Source organism: Bacillus sp. EU52, from assembly GCF_037964975.1.
Classification (GTDB): Bacteria; Bacillota; Bacilli; order Bacillales; family Bacillaceae; genus Bacillus; species Bacillus subtilis.
This window is the reverse complement of record NZ_CP150177.1, coordinates 3,759,209-3,780,924: the sequence shown is the minus strand read 5'-3', so window position 1 is coordinate 3,780,924 and position 21,716 is coordinate 3,759,209. Positions and strand designations below refer to the sequence as shown.

Annotated in this window: 22 protein-coding genes; 17 read left to right on the top strand and 5 right to left on the bottom strand. The window is 44.4% G+C overall.

Features of this window, described 5'->3' with window-relative positions:
- The first annotated feature begins 3 nt into the window (after positions 1–3).
- The 6 genes from thiM to NSU05_RS19400 all read left to right on the top strand — a co-directional run bounded on the left by thiM (position 4) and on the right by NSU05_RS19400 (position 6,222).
- Positions 4–822 carry a hydroxyethylthiazole kinase gene (gene thiM, locus NSU05_RS19425; protein ID WP_038429831.1) on the top strand — a complete coding sequence of 273 codons (819 nt, stop codon included), beginning with the start codon at positions 4–6 and terminating at the stop codon, positions 820–822.
- On the top strand, positions 819–1,487 hold the full coding sequence (thiE, locus tag NSU05_RS19420; RefSeq protein ID WP_038429830.1) for a thiamine phosphate synthase: 669 nt from the start codon (positions 819–821) through the stop codon (positions 1,485–1,487). The genes thiM and thiE overlap by 4 nt, the downstream gene beginning before the upstream one ends.
- A gap of 156 nt (positions 1,488–1,643) precedes the next feature.
- Complete coding sequence (gene efeU, locus NSU05_RS19415; protein WP_038429829.1) at positions 1,644–3,089, top strand: ferrous ion permease EfeU; 1,446 nt, start codon at positions 1,644–1,646, stop codon at positions 3,087–3,089.
- The gene (gene efeM / locus NSU05_RS19410; RefSeq protein ID WP_015384997.1) at positions 3,086–4,243 is read left to right on the top strand and encodes an iron uptake system lipoprotein EfeM; all 1,158 of its coding nucleotides are present in this window, start codon (positions 3,086–3,088) and stop codon (positions 4,241–4,243) included. The genes efeU and efeM overlap by 4 nt, the downstream gene beginning before the upstream one ends.
- A gap of 18 nt (positions 4,244–4,261) precedes the next feature.
- Positions 4,262–5,512, top strand: coding sequence for an iron uptake transporter deferrochelatase/peroxidase subunit (gene efeB / locus NSU05_RS19405; protein ID WP_029318658.1), 1,251 nt, complete (start codon positions 4,262–4,264; stop codon positions 5,510–5,512).
- Positions 5,513–5,601: 89 nt separating this feature from the next.
- On the top strand, positions 5,602–6,222 hold the full coding sequence (locus tag NSU05_RS19400; RefSeq protein ID WP_038429828.1) for a DsbA family protein: 621 nt from the start codon (positions 5,602–5,604) through the stop codon (positions 6,220–6,222).
- A gap of 12 nt (positions 6,223–6,234) precedes the next feature.
- Here the strand turns inward: NSU05_RS19400 and NSU05_RS19395 are convergent, their stop codons facing one another.
- From NSU05_RS19395 to slrA, 3 genes are all read right to left on the bottom strand, one after another.
- A complete protein-coding gene (locus NSU05_RS19395) occupies positions 6,235–7,776 on the bottom strand; it encodes a cation acetate symporter (protein WP_038429827.1) in 1,542 nt (513 codons plus the stop codon).
- Positions 7,773–8,081 carry a DUF485 domain-containing protein gene (locus tag NSU05_RS19390; protein WP_038429826.1) on the bottom strand — a complete coding sequence of 103 codons (309 nt, stop codon included), beginning with the start codon at positions 8,079–8,081 and terminating at the stop codon, positions 7,773–7,775. Before NSU05_RS19390 ends, NSU05_RS19395 begins: the two co-directional genes overlap by 4 nt.
- A 442-nt stretch (positions 8,082–8,523) precedes the next feature.
- A complete protein-coding gene (gene slrA, locus NSU05_RS19385; protein WP_003243648.1) occupies positions 8,524–8,682 on the bottom strand; it encodes a transcriptional regulator SlrA in 159 nt (52 codons plus the stop codon).
- Between the two features lie 354 nt (positions 8,683–9,036).
- Between slrA and slrC the strand changes: the two genes are divergently transcribed.
- From slrC to galT, 4 genes are all read left to right on the top strand, one after another.
- Positions 9,037–9,708: a transcriptional regulator SlrC gene (gene slrC, locus NSU05_RS19380; RefSeq protein WP_014478350.1), complete on the top strand. Its 672-nt coding sequence runs from the start codon at positions 9,037–9,039 to the stop codon at positions 9,706–9,708.
- 17 nt (positions 9,709–9,725) lie between these two features.
- On the top strand, positions 9,726–10,109 hold the full coding sequence (locus tag NSU05_RS19375) for a GtrA family protein (protein WP_038429825.1): 384 nt from the start codon (positions 9,726–9,728) through the stop codon (positions 10,107–10,109).
- Between the two features lie 80 nt (positions 10,110–10,189).
- Positions 10,190–11,362: a galactokinase gene (locus NSU05_RS19370; protein ID WP_015250940.1), complete on the top strand. Its 1,173-nt coding sequence runs from the start codon at positions 10,190–10,192 to the stop codon at positions 11,360–11,362.
- A 3-nt stretch (positions 11,363–11,365) separates the two neighbouring features.
- Positions 11,366–12,907 (top strand): UDP-glucose--hexose-1-phosphate uridylyltransferase, encoded by a 1,542-nt coding sequence (gene galT, locus NSU05_RS19365; RefSeq protein ID WP_038429824.1) that lies wholly within the window; start codon positions 11,366–11,368, stop codon positions 12,905–12,907.
- A 70-nt stretch (positions 12,908–12,977) separates the two neighbouring features.
- On the opposite strand, the gene NSU05_RS19360 is transcribed toward galT, so the two are convergent.
- Positions 12,978–13,223, bottom strand: coding sequence for a GlsB/YeaQ/YmgE family stress response membrane protein (locus tag NSU05_RS19360; RefSeq protein WP_009968363.1), 246 nt, complete (start codon positions 13,221–13,223; stop codon positions 12,978–12,980).
- Between the two features lie 515 nt (positions 13,224–13,738).
- On the opposite strand from NSU05_RS19360, the gene qoxA reads away from it, so the two are divergent.
- From qoxA to qoxD, 4 genes are read left to right on the top strand one after another with little or no spacing between them, the layout of a single operon-like run.
- Positions 13,739–14,704 (top strand): cytochrome aa3 quinol oxidase subunit II, encoded by a 966-nt coding sequence (qoxA, locus tag NSU05_RS19355; protein ID WP_010886637.1) that lies wholly within the window; start codon positions 13,739–13,741, stop codon positions 14,702–14,704.
- 27 nt (positions 14,705–14,731) lie between these two features.
- Positions 14,732–16,681, top strand: coding sequence for a cytochrome aa3 quinol oxidase subunit I (gene qoxB / locus NSU05_RS19350; protein ID WP_003227407.1), 1,950 nt, complete (start codon positions 14,732–14,734; stop codon positions 16,679–16,681).
- Positions 16,682–16,694: 13 nt separating this feature from the next.
- On the top strand, positions 16,695–17,309 hold the full coding sequence (gene qoxC / locus NSU05_RS19345; protein WP_003227409.1) for a cytochrome aa3 quinol oxidase subunit III: 615 nt from the start codon (positions 16,695–16,697) through the stop codon (positions 17,307–17,309).
- 1 nt (position 17,310) lies between these two features.
- On the top strand, positions 17,311–17,685 hold the full coding sequence (gene qoxD, locus NSU05_RS19340) for a cytochrome aa3 quinol oxidase subunit IV (RefSeq protein WP_003227410.1): 375 nt from the start codon (positions 17,311–17,313) through the stop codon (positions 17,683–17,685).
- 41 nt (positions 17,686–17,726) lie between these two features.
- On the opposite strand, the gene ywcE is transcribed toward qoxD, so the two are convergent.
- Positions 17,727–17,990 (bottom strand): spore morphogenesis/germination protein YwcE, encoded by a 264-nt coding sequence (ywcE, locus tag NSU05_RS19335; RefSeq protein WP_003227411.1) that lies wholly within the window; start codon positions 17,988–17,990, stop codon positions 17,727–17,729.
- Positions 17,991–18,486: 496 nt separating this feature from the next.
- Between ywcE and rodA the strand changes: the two genes are divergently transcribed.
- The 3 genes from rodA to NSU05_RS19320 all read left to right on the top strand — a co-directional run bounded on the left by rodA (position 18,487) and on the right by NSU05_RS19320 (position 21,698).
- Entirely contained in the window at positions 18,487–19,668 is a 1,182-nt protein-coding gene (gene rodA, locus NSU05_RS19330; RefSeq protein WP_015250943.1) for a cell shape-determining peptidoglycan glycosyltransferase RodA, read from the top strand.
- Between the two features lie 105 nt (positions 19,669–19,773).
- The gene (gene nfsA / locus NSU05_RS19325; RefSeq protein WP_038429823.1) at positions 19,774–20,523 is read left to right on the top strand and encodes an oxygen-insensitive NADPH nitroreductase; all 750 of its coding nucleotides are present in this window, start codon (positions 19,774–19,776) and stop codon (positions 20,521–20,523) included.
- Positions 20,524–20,696: 173 nt separating this feature from the next.
- Positions 20,697–21,698 carry an LLM class flavin-dependent oxidoreductase gene (locus tag NSU05_RS19320; protein WP_032722719.1) on the top strand — a complete coding sequence of 334 codons (1,002 nt, stop codon included), beginning with the start codon at positions 20,697–20,699 and terminating at the stop codon, positions 21,696–21,698.
- The last annotated feature ends 18 nt before the right edge of the window (positions 21,699–21,716 follow it).

The following is a 21,716-nucleotide window of genomic DNA, read 5'->3' as shown; positions in this document are numbered from 1 at the left end:
AACATGGATGCACAATCAGCAGCAAAATGTCTTACTGCTGTCCGCCGGCATAGCCCACTGGTGCATAGCATAACCAACAATGTCGTAACGAATTTCACAGCAAACGGCCTGCTCGCCCTCGGCGCATCGCCCGTTATGGCGTACGCAAAAGAAGAGGTCGCCGATATGGCGAAGATTGCGGGTGCACTCGTTTTAAATATCGGAACGCTGAGCAAGGAGTCAGTTGAAGCGATGATCATCGCGGGAAAATCAGCTAATGAACATGGCGTTCCTGTCATTCTTGATCCTGTCGGTGCCGGAGCAACACCGTTCCGCACTGAATCGGCACGTGACATCATTCGTGAGGTGCGCCTTGATGCAATCAGAGGAAATGCGGCGGAAATTGCCCATACCGTCGGCGTGACCGATTGGCTGATCAAAGGTGTTGATGCGGGTGAAGGCGGAGGCGACATCATCCGGCTGGCTCAGCAGGCGGCACAAAAGCTAAACACGGTCATTGCGATAACTGGTGAAGTTGATGTCATAGCCGACACGTCACATGTATACACCCTTCATAACGGCCACAAGCTGCTGACAAAAGTGACAGGCGCCGGTTGCCTGCTGACTTCCGTCGTCGGTGCGTTTTGCGCTGTGGAAGAAAATCCATTGTTTGCTGCTATTGCGGCCATTTCTTCGTATGGGGTCGCCGCTCAGCTTGCCGCACAGCAGACGGCTGACAAAGGTCCTGGAAGCTTTCAGATTGAATTGCTGAACAAGCTTTCAACTGTTACTGAACAAGACGTCCAAGAATGGGCGGCTATAGAAAGGGTGACTGTCTCATGACTCGTATTTCTCGGGAAATGATGAAAGAGTTATTATCTGTATACTTCATTATGGGGTCAAACAATACGAAAGCCGATCCTGTTACAGTTGTACAAAAAGCGTTAAAAGGCGGTGCCACCCTGTACCAGTTCCGTGAAAAAGGCGGGGATGCGCTGACAGGAGAGGCTCGGATTAAATTTGCTGAAAAAGCGCAGGCAGCTTGCCGTGAGGCTGGTATTCCGTTCATTGTCAATGATGATGTGGAAATGGCTCTGAAGCTGAAAGCTGATGGTATCCACATCGGCCAGGAAGACGCAAATGCGAAAGAGGTAAGAGCTGCCATAGGTGATATGATTCTCGGCGTTTCTGCCCATACGATGTCTGAGGTGAAGCAAGCCGAAGAAGACGGAGCGGATTATGTCGGGCTTGGGCCGATCTATCCGACTGAAACGAAAAAAGATACGAGAGCGGTACAAGGGGTATCTCTTATTGAAGCAGTGCGCCGCCAAGGCATCAGCATTCCAATTGTCGGCATCGGCGGCATCACAATAGAAAATGCCGCACCTGTTATCCAAGCGGGGGCCGATGGCGTCAGTATGATCAGCGCCATCAGTCAGGCGGAAGATCCTGAGAGTGCTGCACGCAAGTTTCGGGAGGAAATTCAAACGTATAAAACAGGAAGATAATCGTTCATCTTCCTTCAAAAGGCTGTTCTGTAAAAGGACAGCTTTTTTGCTGTCCATCAAGGTTTTCAGACCTTCAAATTTTAATTGACAAAGGACAGGAACTGGCTATGATTATGTTATACAATGATAATCATTTTCAATTATAGGAGGAACATGATGGCTCGGGGGCTGGCACTTATTCTATTCAGCTTGTTGATGGTTTTCGGTTCTGCGGCACATGCGGAAGATGATCCGATCGCTGCATTAATTCAATTAAACAAGCAAATGATCAAATCCGTACAAGACGGAGATATAGACTCGGCACAACAAACGTTTGAAACCTTCAAGGCGAAGTGGAAAAAAGAAGAACCTTCTATTAAGAAGGAAAACCTTTCTTCTCACAGCGAAATGGACGCGAATATCGCAATGATTTCTCTTTCTTTTATCAATAAAGACGCAGGCAAGCTCAAAACACAGCTTGAAGAGCTTTCGTCTCATTTAGAAACCTATCAGCAGGCTGTCGTGCTGAAAAAGACAACCTCAGGTCAATCAAGGGCGTCCTTAACAGCCTATATACAAAGCTTGAAAGACACAAAACAGTTCATAGAAAAAAAACAATTGGATGAAGCATCATCCGCAATCGACAATTTAGTTACATCCTGGCTCGCCGTAGAGGGGGACGTCGTTTCCCAATCGAAAGAAGCCTATACGACATCGGAGGAAAATCTGGCGCTGATGAAGGCGGAGATCGGCAGCCATCCTGAAAAGGTATCAAAGCAAATTGACGAAATGATTCAATTGCTCGAGCCGATCGCTTCAAGCAGCTACAGCTGGTGGGATGCGGCGCTGATCCCGATTCGTGAAGGAATGGAGGCCCTCCTTGTCATCGGAGCGCTATTAACCATGACAAAAAAAGCGCGTGTCACACGTTCCTCGACATGGATCTGGGGTGGGGCGTCCGCCGGCATGGCTGTTTCCTTAGCAGCCGGCATCGGTGTCACGGTTCTGTTCTCTTCCAGTGTATTCGGAGAAAACAATTTCTTGCTTGGCGGCGTTACCGGCGTACTGTCCGCTGTCATGCTTTTGTATGTCGGGGTGTGGCTGCACAGAAACGCCTCAATGGATAAATGGAGAGAAAAAATCAATATCCAGAAGTCACAGGCACTAAAAAAACGAAGCCTGCTTTCCTTTGCGCTCATTGCATTTCTGGCAGTTGTAAGAGAAGGTCTCGAAACGGTCATCTTTTTCATCGGGCTTGTCGGGAAGCTTCCGCTCACTGAACTGATCGGCGGAACTGCCGCAGGGCTTATCGTTCTCGTCATCGTCGGTGTTCTGATGATCAAGCTCGGAATGCGCATTCCATTGAAGCCGTTTTTTCTTCTATCAATGGCGGTTGTCCTGTATATGTGCGTGAAATTTCTCGGAACCGGCGTTCACAGCCTTCAACTGGCGGGCATTCTTCCGTCTGATGCAGAAAGCTGGCTGCCGTCTGTATCGGTGCTGGGAATTTATCCGTCTGTGTACAGCACGATTCCGCAAATGTTGATTTTACTCTTTTTACTGATTGCGCTTGTTTCAGAAGCGACAAAACATTTTACAAACGGAAAGGAACTGACGAAATGAATTTCACAAAAATCGCTGTATCAGCCGGATGCATCCTTGCGCTGTGCGCAGGCTGCGGAGCCAATGACACATCTTCAACTAAAGAAAAAGCTTCATCTGAAAAAAGCGGGGTCACTAAAGAAATCACCGCATCCGTAAATAAAATGGAAACCATCATTTCTAAGCTGAATGACTCAGCGGAAAAAGGAGACCAAAAAGAGATTGAAAAGAAGGGGAAAGAGTTAAACAGCTACTGGCTTTCCTTTGAAAATGATATTCGCAGCGACTATCCATTCGAATATACAGAAATCGAAAAGCATCTTCAGCCAATCTACACAGAAGCGCAAAAAGACAAACCGGATACAGCAAAAATCAAGACAGAATCCGAGTCACTGAAAGCGTCCTTAGAAGACCTGACAGAAGCGAAGAAGAGCGGCAAAAAGGCTAGCGATCAGCTGGCAAAAGCAGCAGATGAGTATAAAGGCTATGTCAAAAAGCAGAGTGGCCAGCTTGTCAAAGCGACTGAAGCATTTACAAGCGCTGTGAAATCCGGCGATATCGAAAAATCTAAAACGTTATATGCGAAAGCGCGTGTTTATTACGAGCGTATCGAACCGATCGCTGAAAGCCTTGGAGATCTTGACCCGAAAATTGATGCACGAGAAAACGATGTTGAAGAAGGAGACAAATGGACAGGCTTCCATAAGCTTGAGAAGGCCATTTGGAAGGATCAAGATATTTCCGGGGAAAAGGCAACAGCTGACCAGCTTCTCAAAGATGTAAAAGAGCTTGACGGTTCAATTCAATCACTGAAATTAACCCCTGAACAAATTGTTGCAGGCGCGATGGAGCTTCTGAACGAAGCCGGAATTTCGAAAATCACGGGAGAAGAAGAGCGCTACTCACGGATTGATTTAGTTGACCTTATGGCAAATGTGGAAGGCTCCGAAGCCGTTTATCAAACAGTGAAAAGCGCGCTTGTAAAAGATCACTCCGACTTGACGGAAAAACTGGATACGGAGTTCAGCGAATTTGAAGTTTTAATGGCAAAATACAAAACAAATGATCAGTCCTATACGTCTTATGATAAATTAAGTGAAAAGCAAATCAGAGAGCTGAGCACAAAGCTGACGACTCTTTCTGAAACCATGTCGAAGATTGCGAATGTGCTATAAAAGGAGTTTTGTAACATCATGAGCGATGAACAAAAAAAGCCAGAACAAATTCACAGACGGGACATTTTAAAATGGGGAGCGATGGCGGGGGCAGCCGTTGCGATCGGTGCCAGCGGTCTCGGCGGTCTCGCTCCGCTTGTTCAGACTGCGGCTAAGCCATCGAAAAAGGATGAAAAAGAGGAGGAGCAGATTGTTCCGTTTTACGGAAAGCATCAGGCCGGAATCACAACTGCCCATCAGACGTATGTCTATTTTGCTGCCCTGGATGTAACAGCAAAAGACAAAAGCGACATCATTACGTTATTTAGAAACTGGACAAGTCTCACACAGATGCTGACATCTGGCAAGAAAATGTCAGCGGAGCAGAGAAATCAATATCTGCCGCCGCAGGATACAGGTGAGTCTGCTGATTTATCCCCTTCCAACTTAACGGTCACATTCGGATTTGGGCCTAGCTTTTTTGAAAAAGACGGAAAGGACCGCTTCGGGCTGAAAAGCAAAAAGCCGAAGCACCTAGCCGCTCTTCCAGCGATGCCCAATGACAACCTGGATGAAAAGCAGGGAGGCGGGGACATCTGCATTCAAGTATGTGCAGACGATGAGCAAGTGGCGTTTCACGCGCTGCGTAACCTGCTAAATCAAGCGGTCGGCACTTGTGAGGTCCGCTTTGTGAACAAAGGCTTTTTAAGCGGAGGAAAAAATGGCGAAACACCGCGCAATCTCTTCGGGTTTAAAGATGGAACAGGCAACCAGAGCACGGAGGATGACAGCTTGATGAACTCGATCGTGTGGGTTCAGTCCGGTGAGCCTGACTGGATGACGGGCGGCACCTATATGGCTTTCCGGAAAATCAAAATGTTCCTTGAGATATGGGACCGCTCTTCCCTCAAGGACCAAGAGGATACCTTCGGCCGCAGAAAAAGCTCAGGGGCGCCTTTCGGACAGAAAAAGGAAACAGATCCCGTGAAGCTGAATCAAATTCCGTCTAATTCACACGTCAGTCTAGCGAAATCTACGGGAAAACAAATTTTGCGAAGAGCTTTCTCTTACACAGAAGGACTTGATCCGAAAACCGGCTATATGGATGCAGGTCTTCTGTTTATCAGTTTTCAAAAAAATCCCGACAATCAGTTTATCCCGATGCTGAAGGCTCTTTCAGCAAAGGATGCGTTAAACGAATATACACAAACAATCGGTTCTGCTTTATATGCATGCCCAGGCGGCTGCAAAAAAGGAGAATATATTGCCCAGCGTTTGCTGGAATCATAAAAGAAGCCTTTACAGGCTTCTTTATTTAAAAAACAGTTGTAACTTTAATTGTTACAGTTTAAAATCAATTTATACGAAAGGAGATTATCATGACAGTACACATTAAAGTTTATTCAGATTACGTCTGCCCATTTTGTTTCGTTGGAAAAGCCGCTTTTGAAGAAGCGATAAAAGGAAAGGATGTTGATGTCGAGTGGATGCCGTTTGAACTGCGCCCAAGCCCATCTCCTCAGCTTGATCCGGTCAATGATCCTTCCAAACAGTACATGTGGCAGACATCAATTCAGCCAATGGCGGAGAAATTAGGAGTTGAGATCAATTTTCCAAACGTCTCGCCCCATCCGTATACAGACCTCGCGTTTGAAGGCTTCCATTTTGCGAAGAAATACAATAAAGGACATGAATACAACACCCGTGTCTTTCAGGCGTTTTTCCAGGAGGGCCAAAATATCGGCGACATTGACATCTTGACGAAGCTCGCCGAGGAAGTGGGATTAGACGGTGCAGCATTCAAATCAGCACTGGAAACAAGAACATATCAGGACGTGCAGCGCCAAGCCTTGAAGCACGCTTATGAAGAGGCTGACATCACAGCCGTTCCAACCTTTATTATTGGCGACACTGTAATTCCAGGTGCTGCCGGCAAGGATGTATTTGAAAAAGCGATTTCTGAAGAACAGAAGAAAAGACAAGGAAAAAGCTCTCTATAAAGAGAGCTTTTTTTATTCCTGTTCCATATGGACGCCAGTATGCGCCTTCACCTGAATTTCTGCAAACGTATCTTCATCAATTGTTTTATCAGACGACAGCACCGTTCCGAGCCACGCGCCGAGAAAGCCGAGCGGGATGGAAATAATTCCTGGATTAGACAGCGGAATGAGCGGATCACCGGTAAAAATAGCACCTCCGGCCGGGTCCCACACACTAGGGCTCATCGATACCAGCACAAGCGCGCTGATCAGGCCTGTCAGGCTGCCCCATAAAGCGCCTGAGGCATTGAATCGTTTCCAGAAGACTGTAAACACAATCAGCGGAAGGTTTGCGCTGGCGGCTACCGCAAACGCGAGTGCAACAAGGAACGCCACATTTAAGGATTGTGCAAAAATCGCAAGGAGAATCGAGAGCACTGACACGGCGACAGAAGCCCATCTGGCCGCTTTCATTTGTTCTTTTTCAGTTGCTTCTCCCTTTCTGATGATCTGGCTGTAAATATCATGGGCAAATGCTGAGGCGGCAGACAGCACCAACCCTGTCACGACAGCCAAAATGGTGGCAAAGGCGATGGCTGATACAAACGCGAACAGAAAGTCTCCTCCGAGCGCTTTTGCTAAAAGCGGAGCCGCCATATTTCCCGCTTGATCAGCCGCTGTAATCGCGTCAAAACCGACAAATGCTGCGGCACCAAAGCCGAGAAACACCGTCATAATATAAAACACACCGATAATCCATGTCGCTGACACAACGGATGTACGGGCCGTCTTGGCATCCTTAACGGTATAAAACCGGATCAATATATGCGGAAGCCCGGCGGTTCCCAGCACGAGTGCCAAGTTTAACGACAAGGTCTCAAGCGGCACCTTGTATTTATTTCCGGGATTCAAAAAATCAGCGCCCAGCGGAGTAGCCGTTTTCATCTGCTCAAACATGGTATTGAGGCTAAAGCCGAATTTCGAAAACACGATAATCGAAATCACGAGTGTGCCGGCCATCAGCAAAACGGCTTTAATAATTTGAACCCAGCTTGTCGCGATCATGCCGCCAAACACGACATAAATGGTCATCAGCACTCCGACGATGAGGACAGCCATAGTATAATCCAGCCCTAGAAGCAGTTTGATCAGCGCACCCGCCCCCACGAGCTGGGCAATCATATAAAAAGTAGAGATGGCAATGGTATTGAGAGCCGCGACACCGCGGATTTTCTTTTCTTTAAAGCGAGCGGCAATCATGTCTGCCATCGTGTACTTTCCAAGATTCCGAAGCGGCTCCGCCACGATGTACAAGACAACGAGATAAGCCACCAGAAAACCGATGCTGTAAAAGAAGCCATCAAATCCATATAACGCAATCATTCCGGCAATCCCGAGAAACGAGGCGGCAGACATGTAGTCACCGGCAATTGCCAGTCCATTCTGAACGCCGGTGAGCCCGCCGCCCGCCGTATAAAACTCACTCGTCGTTTTCGTCCGCTTCGCGGCAAAATACGTGATAATAAGCGTCAGGCCAACAATCGCCAAAAATAATAAAAAAGCAGTCATATTCATGTCTGTTCACCCTTCAGATCCTCTTTTAAAGCGCTTACATACTGATCGAAATGAGCGGCTCTCCGGGAATACACAGTACTCAGTATCCAGGTCATAGCGAATTGGGCGATGGCGAACAGCCAAGCCCATGAAACAGCTCCAATGGCCGGTGCATTCAAAAAGGTGAAATAAGATGTCAAAACAGGGAGTGAAAAATAAAAGACAAAAAAGAAAATCGCAGAAGGAACAATAAAAGCGCGTTTCTGCTTTAAAAAAGCTTGAAAAGACGGCGTTGCAGCAATCTGTTTATAATCAGCTTTGTACATGGCTTTCCTCCTTTTATTCGCTAAACGTAAGCAAAAAGGTACACCAATAGGTATGTACTGAAAGTCCGATTTATGCGTTGAACAATATCTGGAGGATGAAAAAAGAAGGAAGTCGTGAAGAGGTGAACACAGTGGTCTAAAGACAGGCGAAGGTTTTCAAGCTCGGCCGTGTATAAACGAGTTTGCTTTCAAAACCTCACCGAATGCAGCTTGTTCTCAGCAAAGCTGCTGTTTACCAGAGCACGGTTATCATGTTCGCATCACCTCTTTATGACAATGCATGTGCCAAGAGGTGATCGCATCACCGGCTGTCTGTCGTAGTTAGCTGACACACCGTTTGTCCTCAAGCTCAGCGCAGCGATTTGCTTTTGAATAGAGGATATGGTGAAAACTCAGATCAGGTGATAGAAAAGCCAGAGGTAAATAGATCCGCCTGTTCGGACTAGTCTTGCCGGACGGTTTTTTTGTGGTTTTTCTTTCTCGATGCTGTCTCAGATTCTAAAAACTGCCTCACATCATGAATGCCTAATCCAATGGATCTAGCTTCTTGAATTAACATATGCCAACCTTTGTCCAAATCTTTTTTAACATGAGTTTTCATAGTAACCTCCAATTGTATAAAATGTTTTCCTGCAACATGCGGGCAATAAAAGACAAGCCAGCGCGATGATGAGGCGAGTACAACAAATTTCACACATAGTTGCTCGGTGTTCACAAACTGAAGGAAAAACCACCTACCTATTCCCTAAAAAAATGACTAATATAACCAATGGACCTTATTTATAATAATAAACAATTAAATACTGACTGGATAGTATGTAAATGAAAATAAATCATTTAGCCTATTAAAAATGACCCCTGGGAAACCGAATAGCATAACCGTTCAAAGAAATAAATACCGCTAAAGATTGATCCGGTGTAAGATAAGGGTAATCATTACCGCCAGGAGAAAAATATGAAAAAAAACAAATTTCAAATTAAAAGAGAAGCAACATTTGAAAGTTTTATAGACGCTGGCGTGAATTTGTTGATTGACCGAGCGTATGATCCGGTTTCTGTAGAAGATATCAGCAGAGCCGCCGGGTACAGCAAAGGAGCATTTTATGTTCATTTTGTCAGCAAGGACGATTTTCTGCTGTACCTTCTCGAAAAACGTCAGATGAAAAAAAAGATCATTATAGGGTATCTTGATCAAATGGAGCGGGAGTCAGTGAAATCGCTGACATTGGACGAGGCTGCAAAACACGCTGCAGAACTGCTTTATTCCTATTACATAAATAAGCCGTCGTGGGACATCACCTCGTTTGCCATGAACATGCCGACATATAAAGTTTTAAAGAAATGCAAGGCCTATGTCCGGCTGTACGAATTGTGGGTGGAAGAAAATGTGTTATATATTAAGTGGCTGAAGGAGAGAAAGCTGATTGACGCCTGTATTGATCCTGAATATACGGCTAAAATAATATGTGCAGTCCTCGACGGAATCATCAAACAATCATATGTATTGGGCCAGCCAGCCACCTTCCGCAGCTTTTTAGACGCACTCTCGGTATTTTTCACTTTAGACAGAGAGCACGAGACGCCAAGAATTTTGAAAAGTTTTTCAGAAAGCGAGGAACATCAGTGAAGTATAGAGAAATAATTATGTATATCATTATGGGGGTTTTCACAACCATTGTGAATATCGCCAGCTTTTATATATTGGTAGAGATCATGAATATGGATTACAAAGCCGCCACTGTCGCCGCTTGGATTTTGTCCGTGCTGTTTGCTTACATAACAAATAAATTATATGTGTTTCAGCAAAAAACACATGATCTGCAGAGCCTGCTGAAAGAGCTCACTGCTTTTTTCAGCGTTCGGGTCCTGTCTCTCGGCATAGATTTAGGCATGATGATCATTCTTGTCGGCCAGTTCAATACAAATGAAACCTTGGCCAAAATACTCGACAACGCGGTCATTGTTGTCGTCAACTATGTTGCGAGCAAATGGCTCGTCTTTAAAAAAACAAAGGAAGAAGGTGTATGAGAGGACTGCAGCATATGATCTGCCGTTTTCTATGGAGAAATAAGGGGAATAAAAAATAAAAACCAGAAAGGTGATTGCACATGCGGGAAGAGCTAAAGGGGATATTTGCAAGTGTATTCGGAGAAAAAGAGGGGTTACGGTTTTTTTTCGCACCTGGAAGAGTGAATCTGATTGGAGAACATACAGACTATAACGGCGGGCATGTCTTTCCGTGCGCGCTGACAATGGGTACATATGCTGCTGTTGCAGAAAGAAACGACGGGCTTGTCCGGATGTATTCAGATAACTTTAGAAACGCAGGCATCAAGGAATGCAGCCTTGACGACATTCGCTATCAAAAAGAAGACGACTGGGCGAACTACCCAAAAGGCGTGATTTATGAATTTCAACAGAGGGGATATGCAGTTCCCCATGGCTTTGACATTGTATTTTCAGGGAATATTCCAAACGGGGCGGGGCTGTCGTCTTCCGCTTCTATTGAACTGCTGATGGGGGTCGTGCTCCGAAGCTATTTTCATCCTGAAGTAGATGCGCTTGAGCTTGTGAAAATGGCGCAGCATGCGGAAAACCATTTTATCGGCGTCAATTGCGGAATTATGGACCAATTTGCAATTGGAATGGGGAAAAAACATCATGCGATGCTGCTGAACTGCGACACGCTTGACTATGAATATAGCAAACTCAATGTCTCAGGCCTCGCGCTGGTCATCGCGAACACGAACAAAAAAAGGACATTGGCTGACTCAAGCTATAATACGAGACGCCAAGAATGCAATGATGCATTGCTTGATTTGAAAAAAGGCCTCGATATTGCCGCACTGGGCGACATCAAGCCTTCTGATTTCGATGCGCATTCCAGCCTGATCCAAAATGAAACGAACAGACGCCGGGCAAAGCACGCTGTATACGAAAATCATCGTGCTATTAAGACGGCCCATATGTTCAAAGAGAACAATATAGATGAAATCGGGCAGTTAATGAAGGAATCCCACCTTTCATTGAAGGATGACTATGAAGTAACATGCCCTGAACTTGATGAGCTTGTGTTTGCGGCATGGGATCACGAAGGTGTAATTGGATCAAGAATGACGGGAGCAGGCTTTGGCGGATGCACCATCAGCATTGTAAAAGATGAATTCGTTGATGATTTTATTCAGAAGGTTGGAGACAGATATCAAGAAAAAACAGGGCTCCGAGCGGATTTTTATGTCGCGGATATCGGAGAGGGAGCGAGAGAACTAAAGGGGGAGTGACATATGAGTATTTTTGAACATCTGGAACAGCTGCTTGAGTATGGCCTGGAACGAAAATTGATTTCGATCTGGGATCGGGAATATACGAGAAACCGTCTTTATGAAGCGCTGGGCATCACACATCCCGAGCCGAACTCCAGCACCAGCATCAAGCAGTCACAAAGCCTGCCGGACTTGCTAGCTCCCATCTATAAATGGGCTGCCGAAACCGGCCGAATGGAAGCGGATACAGATACGTACCGTGACCTGCTCAGCGCAAAGCTGATGGGCTGTTTTGTGCCTGCCCCGTCCGAGGTCATTCGCAAATTTGAAGAGACAAAAGCATTATACGGCCCAAAACAGGCGACAAAGGAATTCTATCAATATTCAGAGGATGTCTATTATATACGGACTGACAGAATCGCCAAAAATGTTCATTGGACGGTGCCGACCGAATATGGCGAGCTGGAAATGACCATTAACCTATCAAAGCCTGAAAAGGACCCGAAAGCGATTGCGGCTGCAAAAGAGCAGGAACAGACAAATTATCCGATGTGTTTGCTGTGTAAAGAAAATGTCGGCTTCGAGGGAAGCGTGAATCATCCAGCCCGGCAAAATCACAGAATCATTCCGGTCATCCTTGAGGACGAACAATGGTTCCTGCAATTCTCGCCATATGTCTATTATCCGGAGCACTGCATTGTCTTAAAAGGTGAACATGAACCGATGGAGATCAGCAAAAAAACATTTGAAAGGCTGCTGTCATTTCTTGGCCAATATCCGCATTATTTTATCGGTTCAAACGCGGATCTGCCGATTGTCGGCGGCAGCATCCTAAGCCATGATCATTTCCAAGGCGGCGCGCATGATTTTCCAATGGCACGTGCAGAAGCGGAAGACGTTTATGAATTAAACGATTATCCCGGCGTGTCGCTGGGCTTAGTGAAGTGGCCGATGTCTGTGCTCAGGCTCCAAGGAGACGAACCGGGTCATGTCGCCGAAGCTGCTGACCATATCTTCCGCACGTGGCAGACGTATTCCGATGAAAAAGCCGGCATTGCCGCCTATACAGGCGATACGCCCCATAATACGGTCACACCGATTGCACGGCGCAGGGGAGGCTTGTACGAACTCGATATCGTACTGAGGAACAACCGGACGGATGAGGAGCATCCATTAGGGATATTTCATCCCCATAAGGAAGTTCACCATATTAAAAAAGAAAATATCGGCCTGATTGAGGTCATGGGATTGGCGATATTGCCAGGCCGCTTACAGGAGGAAATGAAAGAAACGGCAGCGGCGCTATGCTCTGCTGATCCGAAAACAGCTTTAGAACAAAATCCGCTCACGGCAAAACATAGTGAGTGGGCTATTCGGATGATGGAAAAAAGAACCATAACAAAAGAGAATGCAGATCTAGTCATAAAAGAAGAGCTGGGACATGTATTCGCTCGCATTCTTGAACACGCCGGTGTGTTTAAACAGACAACAGAAGGAAAACAAGCCTTCAGAAGGTTTATCGACCAGTTGGGCGCCAAACCAGTCAAAAGCCTCAACCGCTAGGGTTGAGGCTTTTTCGATTTTTATGGCAAAACAAACACCCAAAGCGCTGACGCTTCGGGTGCTGCTGCTTTTATCCTCTTTTTCTGGTTAACAGGCTTACTAGAAAGACAACAATGGCTGCGCCAATTACCGCTGGAATAATGGCAAATCCCGCTAGGTGCGGCCCCCATGTTCCAAGCAGCCCGTGTCCGATCCAGGCGCCAATAAGACCTGCGATCATAGACCCGATAATTCCTCCGGGCATATCTCCTTTTACAAACAGGCTTCCAAGCCATCCGATAATAATAGCGACGATAAGTGAAATAAGAAAACTCATCATGCAACACATCCTATTTTTTATTTATTTGCTTATATCATTCCTCTTTTTTGTATAAGATAAACAACTGGATGCTCTCATAAAAAAATACGGACAATTCAGAGCATATTGGCTCTTCATTGCGCCTTTTCTTTCAATATTTGATGCGTTAAAATGGTAACCGTGTGAAAAGATGCTAGACAAGGAAAAAATAATTCCTATCTAGAAAGTTTAACAAAATGAAATTTTTGATTGACCTAAGTTTTTTATTGTGGTAAACCTTAATTTGTCAGAATTAGTTCTTCATCATCTTTCTTTACTTTATATGCGGAAATAACTAGAAACTTTTCATCTTAAGCGATAGATGTGAATAAAGTTGGAGCAATTTTTGTCGATTTTATGACATTTAAGCGAAAATGGGATGAAGTTTATAAAAAAATAAAGCTAATAAGTGAAGTTTTTGATAGCATAACAAAGTAGAGAAAAGATTTTGAGGAAGTATGCACTTCAGATTTATTACATCAATAGGAAGGATGGTGATCTTCTTGTTCAGAGCATTAAAACCGTTGCTTGTATTAGCGCTGTTAACTGTGGTTTTCGTCCTTGGGGGATGCAGCAATGCTTCAGTACTAGATCCGAAAGGACCTGTAGCTGAACAGCAAAGTGATTTAATCCTGTTATCTATCGGATTTATGCTGTTTATCGTCGGGGTCGTCTTTGTTCTATTTACCATTATTTTAGTAAAATACCGCGACCGTAAAGGCAAAGATAATGGATCTTATAACCCAGAAATTCACGGTAACACGTTTTTAGAAGTAGTCTGGACAGTGATCCCAATTTTAATCGTCATTGCACTTTCTGTGCCAACAGTACAGACGATATATTCGTTAGAAAAAGCTCCTGAAGCAACAAAAGACAAAGAGCCTCTTGTTGTTTATGCTACTTCGGTAGACTGGAAATGGGTATTTAGCTACCCTGAACAGGATATTGAAACGGTCAACTACTTAAACATTCCTGTCGACCGCCCGATCTTGTTCAAAATCTCATCTGCAGATTCAATGGCTTCGCTATGGATTCCTCAGCTTGGAGGGCAAAAATATGCGATGGCAGGAATGCTGATGGATCAATACTTACAGGCTGACAAAGTGGGTACTTACGAAGGCCGCAACGCGAACTTCACAGGTGAACATTTTGCAGACCAAGAGTTTGATGTGAATGCAGTCACAGAAAAAGACTTTAACAGCTGGGTGAAAAAGACTCAGAACGAGGCTCCTAAGCTGACAAAAGAGAAGTATGATGAATTGATGCTTCCTGAAAATGTGGACGAATTAACGTTCTCTTCTACTCACTTGAAATACGTTGATCACGGACAAGACGCTGAGTACGCGATGGAGGCGCGCAAACGCCTTGGCTATCAAGCCGTTTCACCGCACTCTAAAACAGATCCGTTTGAAAACGTAAAGAAAAACGAATTTAAGAAGTCTGATGATACAGAAGAATGATATTGATCAGGAAAGGAGGAAGCCTGCATGAAATTCAAATGGGACGAATTTTTCGTAACTGGTGACCCATTAATTCTGGGCGCACAAGTTTCCATTGCGCTTTCAACCATTGCCATTATTTTTGTACTGACTTACTTCAAAAAGTGGAAATGGCTGTGGTCTGAATGGATAACTACTGTTGACCATAAAAAACTCGGAATCATGTACATTATATCTGCTGTAATAATGTTATTCCGCGGCGGTGTCGACGGTCTGATGATGCGTGCCCAGCTAGCGCTTCCGAATAACAGTTTTTTAGACTCAAACCACTATAATGAAATTTTTACAACTCACGGTACAATCATGATCATCTTCATGGCGATGCCGTTCTTAATCGGTCTTATTAACGTTGTTGTGCCTCTTCAAATCGGTGCCCGCGACGTTGCGTTCCCTTACTTGAACAACCTGAGCTTCTGGACGTTCTTTGTAGGGGCGATGCTTTTCAATATTTCTTTCGTTATCGGAGGTTCTCCGAACGCAGGCTGGACGAGTTATATGCCGCTTGCAAGTAACGACATGAGCCCTGGGCCGGGTGAGAACTACTACCTCCTCGGACTTCAGATTGCTGGTATCGGTACCCTGATGACAGGGATCAACTTTATGGTAACAATCTTAAAAATGAGAACAAAAGGCATGACATTAATGCGTATGCCAATGTTCACATGGACAACACTGATCACAATGGTTATTATCGTGTTTGCGTTCCCTGTACTTACAGTAGCATTAGCACTTTTATCATTTGATCGTTTGTTCGGCGCTCACTTTTTCACATTGGAAGCAGGCGGTATGCCGATGCTTTGGGCTAACTTGTTCTGGATTTGGGGACATCCTGAAGTATATATCGTTATTCTTCCGGCGTTTGGTATTTTCTCAGAAATCATCTCAAGCTTTGCAAGAAAACAATTGTTTGGTTACAAAGCGATGGTTGGTTCTATTATCGCCATCTCTGTATTGAGTTTCTTAGTTTGGACTCACCACTTCTTCACAATGGGGAACAGTGCGTCCGTTAACTCATTCTTCTCAATTACGACAATGGCAATCTCAATCCCAACCGGGGTTAAAATCTTTAACTGGCTCTTTACAATGTATAAAGGCCGAATCAGCTTTACAACACCTATGCTGTGGGCGCTTGCGTTCATTCCTAACTTCGTTATCGGCGGGGTTACAGGGGTTATGCTTGCGATGGCAGCAGCGGATTATCAATACCATAATACGTACTTCCTTGTATCTCACTTCCACTATGTGCTGATCGCGGGTACTGTATTTGCTTGTTTCGCCGGATTTATTTTCTGGTATCCAAAAATGTTCGGCCACAAGCTGAACGAAAGAATCGGAAAATGGTTCTTCTGGATCTTTATGATCGGGTTCAATATTTGTTTCTTCCCGCAATATTTCTTGGGGCTTCAAGGCATGCCTCGCCGTATTTACACATACGGACCGAACGACGGCTGGACAACATTGAACTTTATCTCAACTGTCGGAGCTTTCATGATGGGTGTAGGATTCTTAATCCTTTGCTATAACATCTACTACAGCTTCCGTTACTCTACTCGTGAAATCAGTGGAGATTCATGGGGTGTGGGACGTACGCTTGATTGGGCGACTTCTTCTGCGATTCCGCCGCATTACAACTTTGCGGTGCTTCCTGAAGTCAAATCTCAAGATGCATTCCTGCATATGAAAGAAGAAAAAACTGAATTATACCCTGAAAGCAAATTCAAGAAAATCCATATGCCAAGCAACTCAGGCAGACCGTTCTTTATGTCTGTTGCCTTCGGTCTTGCAGGCTTTGGACTTGTCTTTGAATGGTACTGGATGGGCGTAGTCGGATTGATCGGAGTCCTGCTCTGCATGGTTCTGCGTTCATTCGAATACGACAACGGCTACTACATTAGTGTTGATGAAATAAAAGAGACGGAAAGAAAGATTTCCGAATAAGGAGGCGTGAGTTATGGAACATGCAGAACACGGCAATTCTAACGCGCCTATGGAATATCAATCTGAAACCGGCAGACTTAATATTCTCGGGTTTTGGATCTTTTTAGGGGCAGAAATTGTGTTGTTCTCAACACTATTTGCAACCTTCTTCGTTCTTAAAAACAGAACAGCTGGAGGTGTCTTGCCAGACGAACTATTTGAAGTCAATCTGGTAATGATTATGACGTTCTTGCTGCTGATCAGCAGCTTTACCTGCGGGATCGCTGTTCATGAAATGCGCCGCGGAAGTTTAAAAGGCGTAGTCATTTGGACAATTATCACTCTTCTTCTCGGTGCCGGCTTCGTCGGATGCGAGATCAACGAGTTTGTTCACTATGTACATGAAGGAGCGGCTCTCAGTACAAGTGCGTTCTGGTCTGGATTCTTTGTTTTACTTGGAACTCACGGAACTCACGTAACAATCGGGATTTTCTGGATCACAGGAATTCTGATTCAGTTGAAGAAACGCGGCTTAACTCCGCAAACTTCATCTAAAATCTTTATCTCAAGCTTGTACTGGCACTTCTTAGATGTTGTATGGATTTTCATCTTTACAGGTGTCTATCTCATGGGATTGGGGGGTCTGTAAAATGGCAAACAAATCTGCTGAACACAGTCACTTTCCATGGAAACACATTGTAGGTTTTATCCTGTCTATCGTTTTGACCCTGCTGGCTCTATGGGTTGCAGTGTATACTGACCTGAGCTCATCAGCAAAACTTTGGATAATCTTCGGCTTCGCCTTCATTCAGGCGGCGCTGCAGCTTCTCATGTTCATGCATATGACAGAGAGCGAAAACGGCACGATCCAAGTCGGAAACACGCTGTTCGGATTCTTTGGCGCGATCGTTATCGTACTTGGATCCATCTGGATTTTTGCGGCTCACTATCACCATGGTGACCATATGGACGGAAATCCTCCTGGAGGCGCTGAACACTCAGAGCATTCAGGCCATAACGAATAATACAAAAACCCTCTTCATTGGAAGAGGGTTTTTTGCTGTCTTCAGCTGCTTCGCTTTCTGCGAAGATACGGAAGGCCGTAAATGATAAATGCGGCGATATGAGCGACAATGACGTTGACGGCAAACAAGATAATCATGAGAGTGTGTCCTAGTGGAGAAAGGCTTTCTGTTGCGTAAAAGAAGAAGAATACCCACATTAAGATGATTGGCGGAATAGCTGAGAGTGCGACTTTTTTGTTATCAAGCCAAATAAAGAGAGGCGTTGCGCTGGCAACCAATAAGTAAGCAAAAAACATGTCCATCATACCCGTCTCCTTTCATTTTGTGATAACGTTTACAAAAATGAAATAGAGGAACTGAGTTGTGTCTGTTTTGTGATTGTTTTTTGAACATTCTGTTACAATTATTATACCATGTTTTCCAGAAATTGATACGTGTTTTTGCAGAAATGGACTGGATCTATCGTCTTATTTTTTTCGTTCAATATGCTAGGAGAATGTATGGGCATGGGGCTCTGAATTTTTAGCTGTTTCTATATGAGGTATCACATTATTTGGGAACATAACACATTATCGCATTCGTTTTTTAACAAATTCTTTTGGTATGGCGTTTTTTTCATTTGAAAAGTTTTGTGTCAATCGAAACATTTCGGTTTATGATACGTCATATTTCGTGTAGCTGAAAAAGCGCTGCAAATGCTGAAAAAACATAAAAGGAAGCGAGCTTCACGTGTCATCTTGAACGTGGTTCATGTATAATAAACATTAGTGATTTTCCGATGAAAATGTAAGGCGGGATAGAATGAGTCGATATAAGAAACAGCAAAGCCCCTTTTACCAGGGGGATTTGATTTTTATATTTGGTGTGTTTTTTATTATAAGCGTAGTATCAATTTATGCTGCCGGTCAGTTTGGGCAGTATGGGAACACGGATTGGATTCAGCAAATTGTGTTTTATTTTTTGGGAGCTGTTGCCATTACAGTTCTTTTGTACTTTGATTTAGAACAGCTTGAAAAGTTAAGTTTATATATTTTTATCATTGGTATTTTATCTTTGATTATTCTTAAAATCAGTCCCGAGTCTATTGCACCTGTTATTAAAGGGGCAAAAAGTTGGTTTAGGATCGGTAGAATAACAATACAGCCGTCAGAGTTTATGAAGGTTGGTTTGATTATGATGCTTGCTTCAGTTATTGGAAAAGCTAATCCTAAAGGAGTTCGGACGCTTAGGGATGATATCCACTTGTTATTAAAGATTGCGGGTGTCGCAGTTATTCCTGTAGGTCTTATCCTGATGCAGGATGCTGGGACTGCGGGAATATGTATGTTTATCGTTCTTGTAATGGTTTTTATGTCAGGTATAAATTGGAAATTGATTGCGATCATAGCTGGTTCAGGTATCTTACTCATTTCATTAATTTTATTAGTAATGATAAACTTTCCTGACGTTGCTAAATCAGTTGGAATACAGGATTATCAAATTAAGCGGGTCACTTCTTGGGTGTCTGCTTCAAATGAGACACAGGAAGATTCAAATGACAGCTGGCAAGTTGACCAGGCCATCATGGCAATAGGATCTGGTGGTATTTTAGGTAATGGTATTTCTAATTTGAAGGTTTATGTTCCAGAGAGTACGACTGACTTTATCTTTTCTATAATAGGTGAGTCATTTGGCTTTATAGGCTGTGCGATTGTTGTCATCATGTTCTTCTTTTTAATCTACAGGCTTGTTGTTCTGATAGACAAAATACATCCGTTTAACCGTTTCGCTTCTTTCTTTTGTGTTGGCTATACGGCGTTAATTGTGATCCACACATTCCAGAATATCGGAATGAACATTGGAATTATGCCTGTTACCGGGATTCCGTTGCTGTTTGTCAGCTATGGGGGAAGCTCGACACTTTCCACGTTAATCGGATTTGGGATTGTATATAATGCAAGTGTGCAGCTGACGAAATACAGAAGTTATCTTTTTAATTCTTAATATGCAGACAGCCTTTACAGAGGCTGTCTTTTTTTGTTCAGAGCATTTCGCTTTTGAGATCACTTTTTTTCGGATATGATAAAAAGTGATAAGGAGGTTTTTGTGATGAATAACACAATCGAAACCATTTTGAATCATCGGTCAATCCGGACTTTTACTGATCAGCTTTTGACAGCTGAAGAAATTGATACATTAGTGAAAAGTGCGCAGGCTGCGTCTACATCCAGCTATGTGCAGGCATATTCGATTATCGGGGTTTCTGATCCTGAGAAAAAACGTGAGCTGTCCGTGCTTGCTGGGAATCAGCCTTACGTTGAGAAGAACGGACACTTTTTTGTATTTTGTGCGGATTTGTACCGCCATCAAAAACTGGCTGAGGAAAAAGGTGAACATATTTCTGAGCTGCTCGAGAATACAGAAATGTTTATGGTTAGCTTGATTGATGCGGCGCTGGCAGCGCAAAATATGAGCATTGCCGCTGAATCCATGGGGCTTGGCATTTGCTATATCGGCGGCATTCGGAATGAACTGGACAAGGTGACAGAGGTGCTGCAAACGCCTGACCATGTGCTCCCGCTTTTCGGACTGGCAGTAGGCCATCCTGCGAACCTTTCCGGCAAAAAACCGAGATTGCCAAAGCAGGCCGTTTATCATGAGAATACGTATAATGTGAACACAGACGATTTCCGTCATACTATGAATACGTATGACAAAACCATTTCTGATTACTATAGAGAAAGAACAAACGGGCAGCGGGAAGAAACGTGGTCCGATCAAATACTGAACTTTATGAAGCAAAAGCCGCGTACGTATTTAAATGACTACGTGAAAGAAAAGGGCTTTAATAAAAACTAAAGCAAACCTCTCCGTCTGGAGGGGTTTTTATGTTTCACGTGTAACATATTCCGACAAATAGGGACAGGCTTTCACAAATAAATGGCGAATGATAGGAGACACTGATAAGCAGTGTGAGCGGCTTTGGAGAAAAAATAGAAGATCAGTGATACGATGAGGATGAGGTGGTAGGGATGGTTTCATTAAGTATATTAGATCAATCTCCAGTATCAGAGGGCAGCAATGCTGAAACGGCCTTACAGCAAACCGTTGCGCTTGCTCAAGCTGCGGAGGACCTTGGATATAAGAGATTTTGGGTTTCTGAGCATCACTTTTCAAAACGGCTGGCAGGGTCCAGTCCTGAGGTGCTAATCAGTCATATAGCGGCGAAAACAAAGCGAATCCGTGTTGGATCAGGAGGAGTCATGCTGCCGCATTACAGTGCTTATAAAGTAGCTGAAAACTTTCGTGTTCTGGAGGGGCTGACACCAGGAAGAATTGACCTAGGGCTTGGCAGAGCACCGGGGGGAATGCCGATTGCATCATGGGCGCTGAATGACGGCGGTAAGCGCAATGCTGATCAGTATCCGCAGCAAATTAAGGAGCTGACCATGTATTTGCATGATTTGGCGGATGATAAACACCGTTTTCCGAATCTGACGGCTGCGCCGCATATTTCAACGGCTCCGGATGTGTGGCTGCTCGGCTCATCTGGAGAAAGCGCGCTGCTCGCAGCTGAATCTGGCGCTGGCTATATGTTTGCCCATTTTATCAATGGAGAGGGCGGAGAGGGTACTGTCAGACAGTATAAGAGACGATTCAAACCGTCTGTGTTAGGAGATACGCCTCGAGCGGCAGTTGCTGTTTTTGTTCTTTGTGCTGACACGGAGGAGAAGGCAGAGGAGCTTGGGGCTGTGCTTGATTTTACACTTTTGGCGGGAGAGCAGGGTATTCCTTTAGAGGGAGTTCCTTCGTATGAAGCTGTTCGGAAAAATACGTATTCTCCTTATGAACAGAGACGAATTGCTGATAATCGAAATCGAATGATTGTCGGTACGAAAGAACAGGTTAAGGAGCGGCTGCTAGCTTTGAGTAAAGCGTATGAAACAGAGGAAATCATGGTGGTGACCATCACGCATCATTTTGAAGATAAGCTCCGATCGTATCGATTATTGCAGGAGGCGTTTGCTGACTGATCTTTAAAAAGCCCTGCC

Bases quoted from the DNA above. Each gene is read 5' to 3' on its own strand.
- rodA (WP_015250943.1), top strand. From the start codon at position 18,487: ATGAGTCGATATAAGAAACAGCAAAGCCCCTTTTACCAGGGGGATTTG.
- ywcE (WP_003227411.1), bottom strand. From the start codon at position 17,990: ATGATGGACATGTTTTTTGCTTACTTATTGGTTGCCAGCGCAACGCCT.
- nfsA (WP_038429823.1), top strand. From the start codon at position 19,774: ATGAATAACACAATCGAAACCATTTTGAATCATCGGTCAATCCGGACT.
- NSU05_RS19360 (WP_009968363.1), bottom strand. From the start codon at position 13,223: ATGAGTTTTCTTATTTCACTTATCGTCGCTATTATTATCGGATGGCTT.
- efeU (WP_038429829.1), top strand. From the start codon at position 1,644: ATGGCTCGGGGGCTGGCACTTATTCTATTCAGCTTGTTGATGGTTTTC.
- NSU05_RS19320 (WP_032722719.1), top strand. From the start codon at position 20,697: ATGGTTTCATTAAGTATATTAGATCAATCTCCAGTATCAGAGGGCAGC.
- qoxB (WP_003227407.1), top strand. From the start codon at position 14,732: ATGAAATTCAAATGGGACGAATTTTTCGTAACTGGTGACCCATTAATT.
- efeM (WP_015384997.1), top strand. From the start codon at position 3,086: ATGAATTTCACAAAAATCGCTGTATCAGCCGGATGCATCCTTGCGCTG.
- galT (WP_038429824.1), top strand. From the start codon at position 11,366: ATGAGTATTTTTGAACATCTGGAACAGCTGCTTGAGTATGGCCTGGAA.
- NSU05_RS19395 (WP_038429827.1), bottom strand. From the start codon at position 7,776: ATGAATATGACTGCTTTTTTATTATTTTTGGCGATTGTTGGCCTGACG.
- NSU05_RS19390 (WP_038429826.1), bottom strand. From the start codon at position 8,081: ATGTACAAAGCTGATTATAAACAGATTGCTGCAACGCCGTCTTTTCAA.
- slrA (WP_003243648.1), bottom strand. From the start codon at position 8,682: ATGAAAACTCATGTTAAAAAAGATTTGGACAAAGGTTGGCATATGTTA.
- efeB (WP_029318658.1), top strand. From the start codon at position 4,262: ATGAGCGATGAACAAAAAAAGCCAGAACAAATTCACAGACGGGACATT.
- NSU05_RS19400 (WP_038429828.1), top strand. From the start codon at position 5,602: ATGACAGTACACATTAAAGTTTATTCAGATTACGTCTGCCCATTTTGT.
- thiE (WP_038429830.1), top strand. From the start codon at position 819: ATGACTCGTATTTCTCGGGAAATGATGAAAGAGTTATTATCTGTATAC.
- NSU05_RS19370 (WP_015250940.1), top strand. From the start codon at position 10,190: ATGCGGGAAGAGCTAAAGGGGATATTTGCAAGTGTATTCGGAGAAAAA.
- NSU05_RS19375 (WP_038429825.1), top strand. From the start codon at position 9,726: ATGTATATCATTATGGGGGTTTTCACAACCATTGTGAATATCGCCAGC.
- thiM (WP_038429831.1), top strand. From the start codon at position 4: ATGGATGCACAATCAGCAGCAAAATGTCTTACTGCTGTCCGCCGGCAT.
- slrC (WP_014478350.1), top strand. From the start codon at position 9,037: ATGAAAAAAAACAAATTTCAAATTAAAAGAGAAGCAACATTTGAAAGT.
- qoxD (WP_003227410.1), top strand. From the start codon at position 17,311: ATGGCAAACAAATCTGCTGAACACAGTCACTTTCCATGGAAACACATT.
- qoxC (WP_003227409.1), top strand. From the start codon at position 16,695: ATGGAACATGCAGAACACGGCAATTCTAACGCGCCTATGGAATATCAA.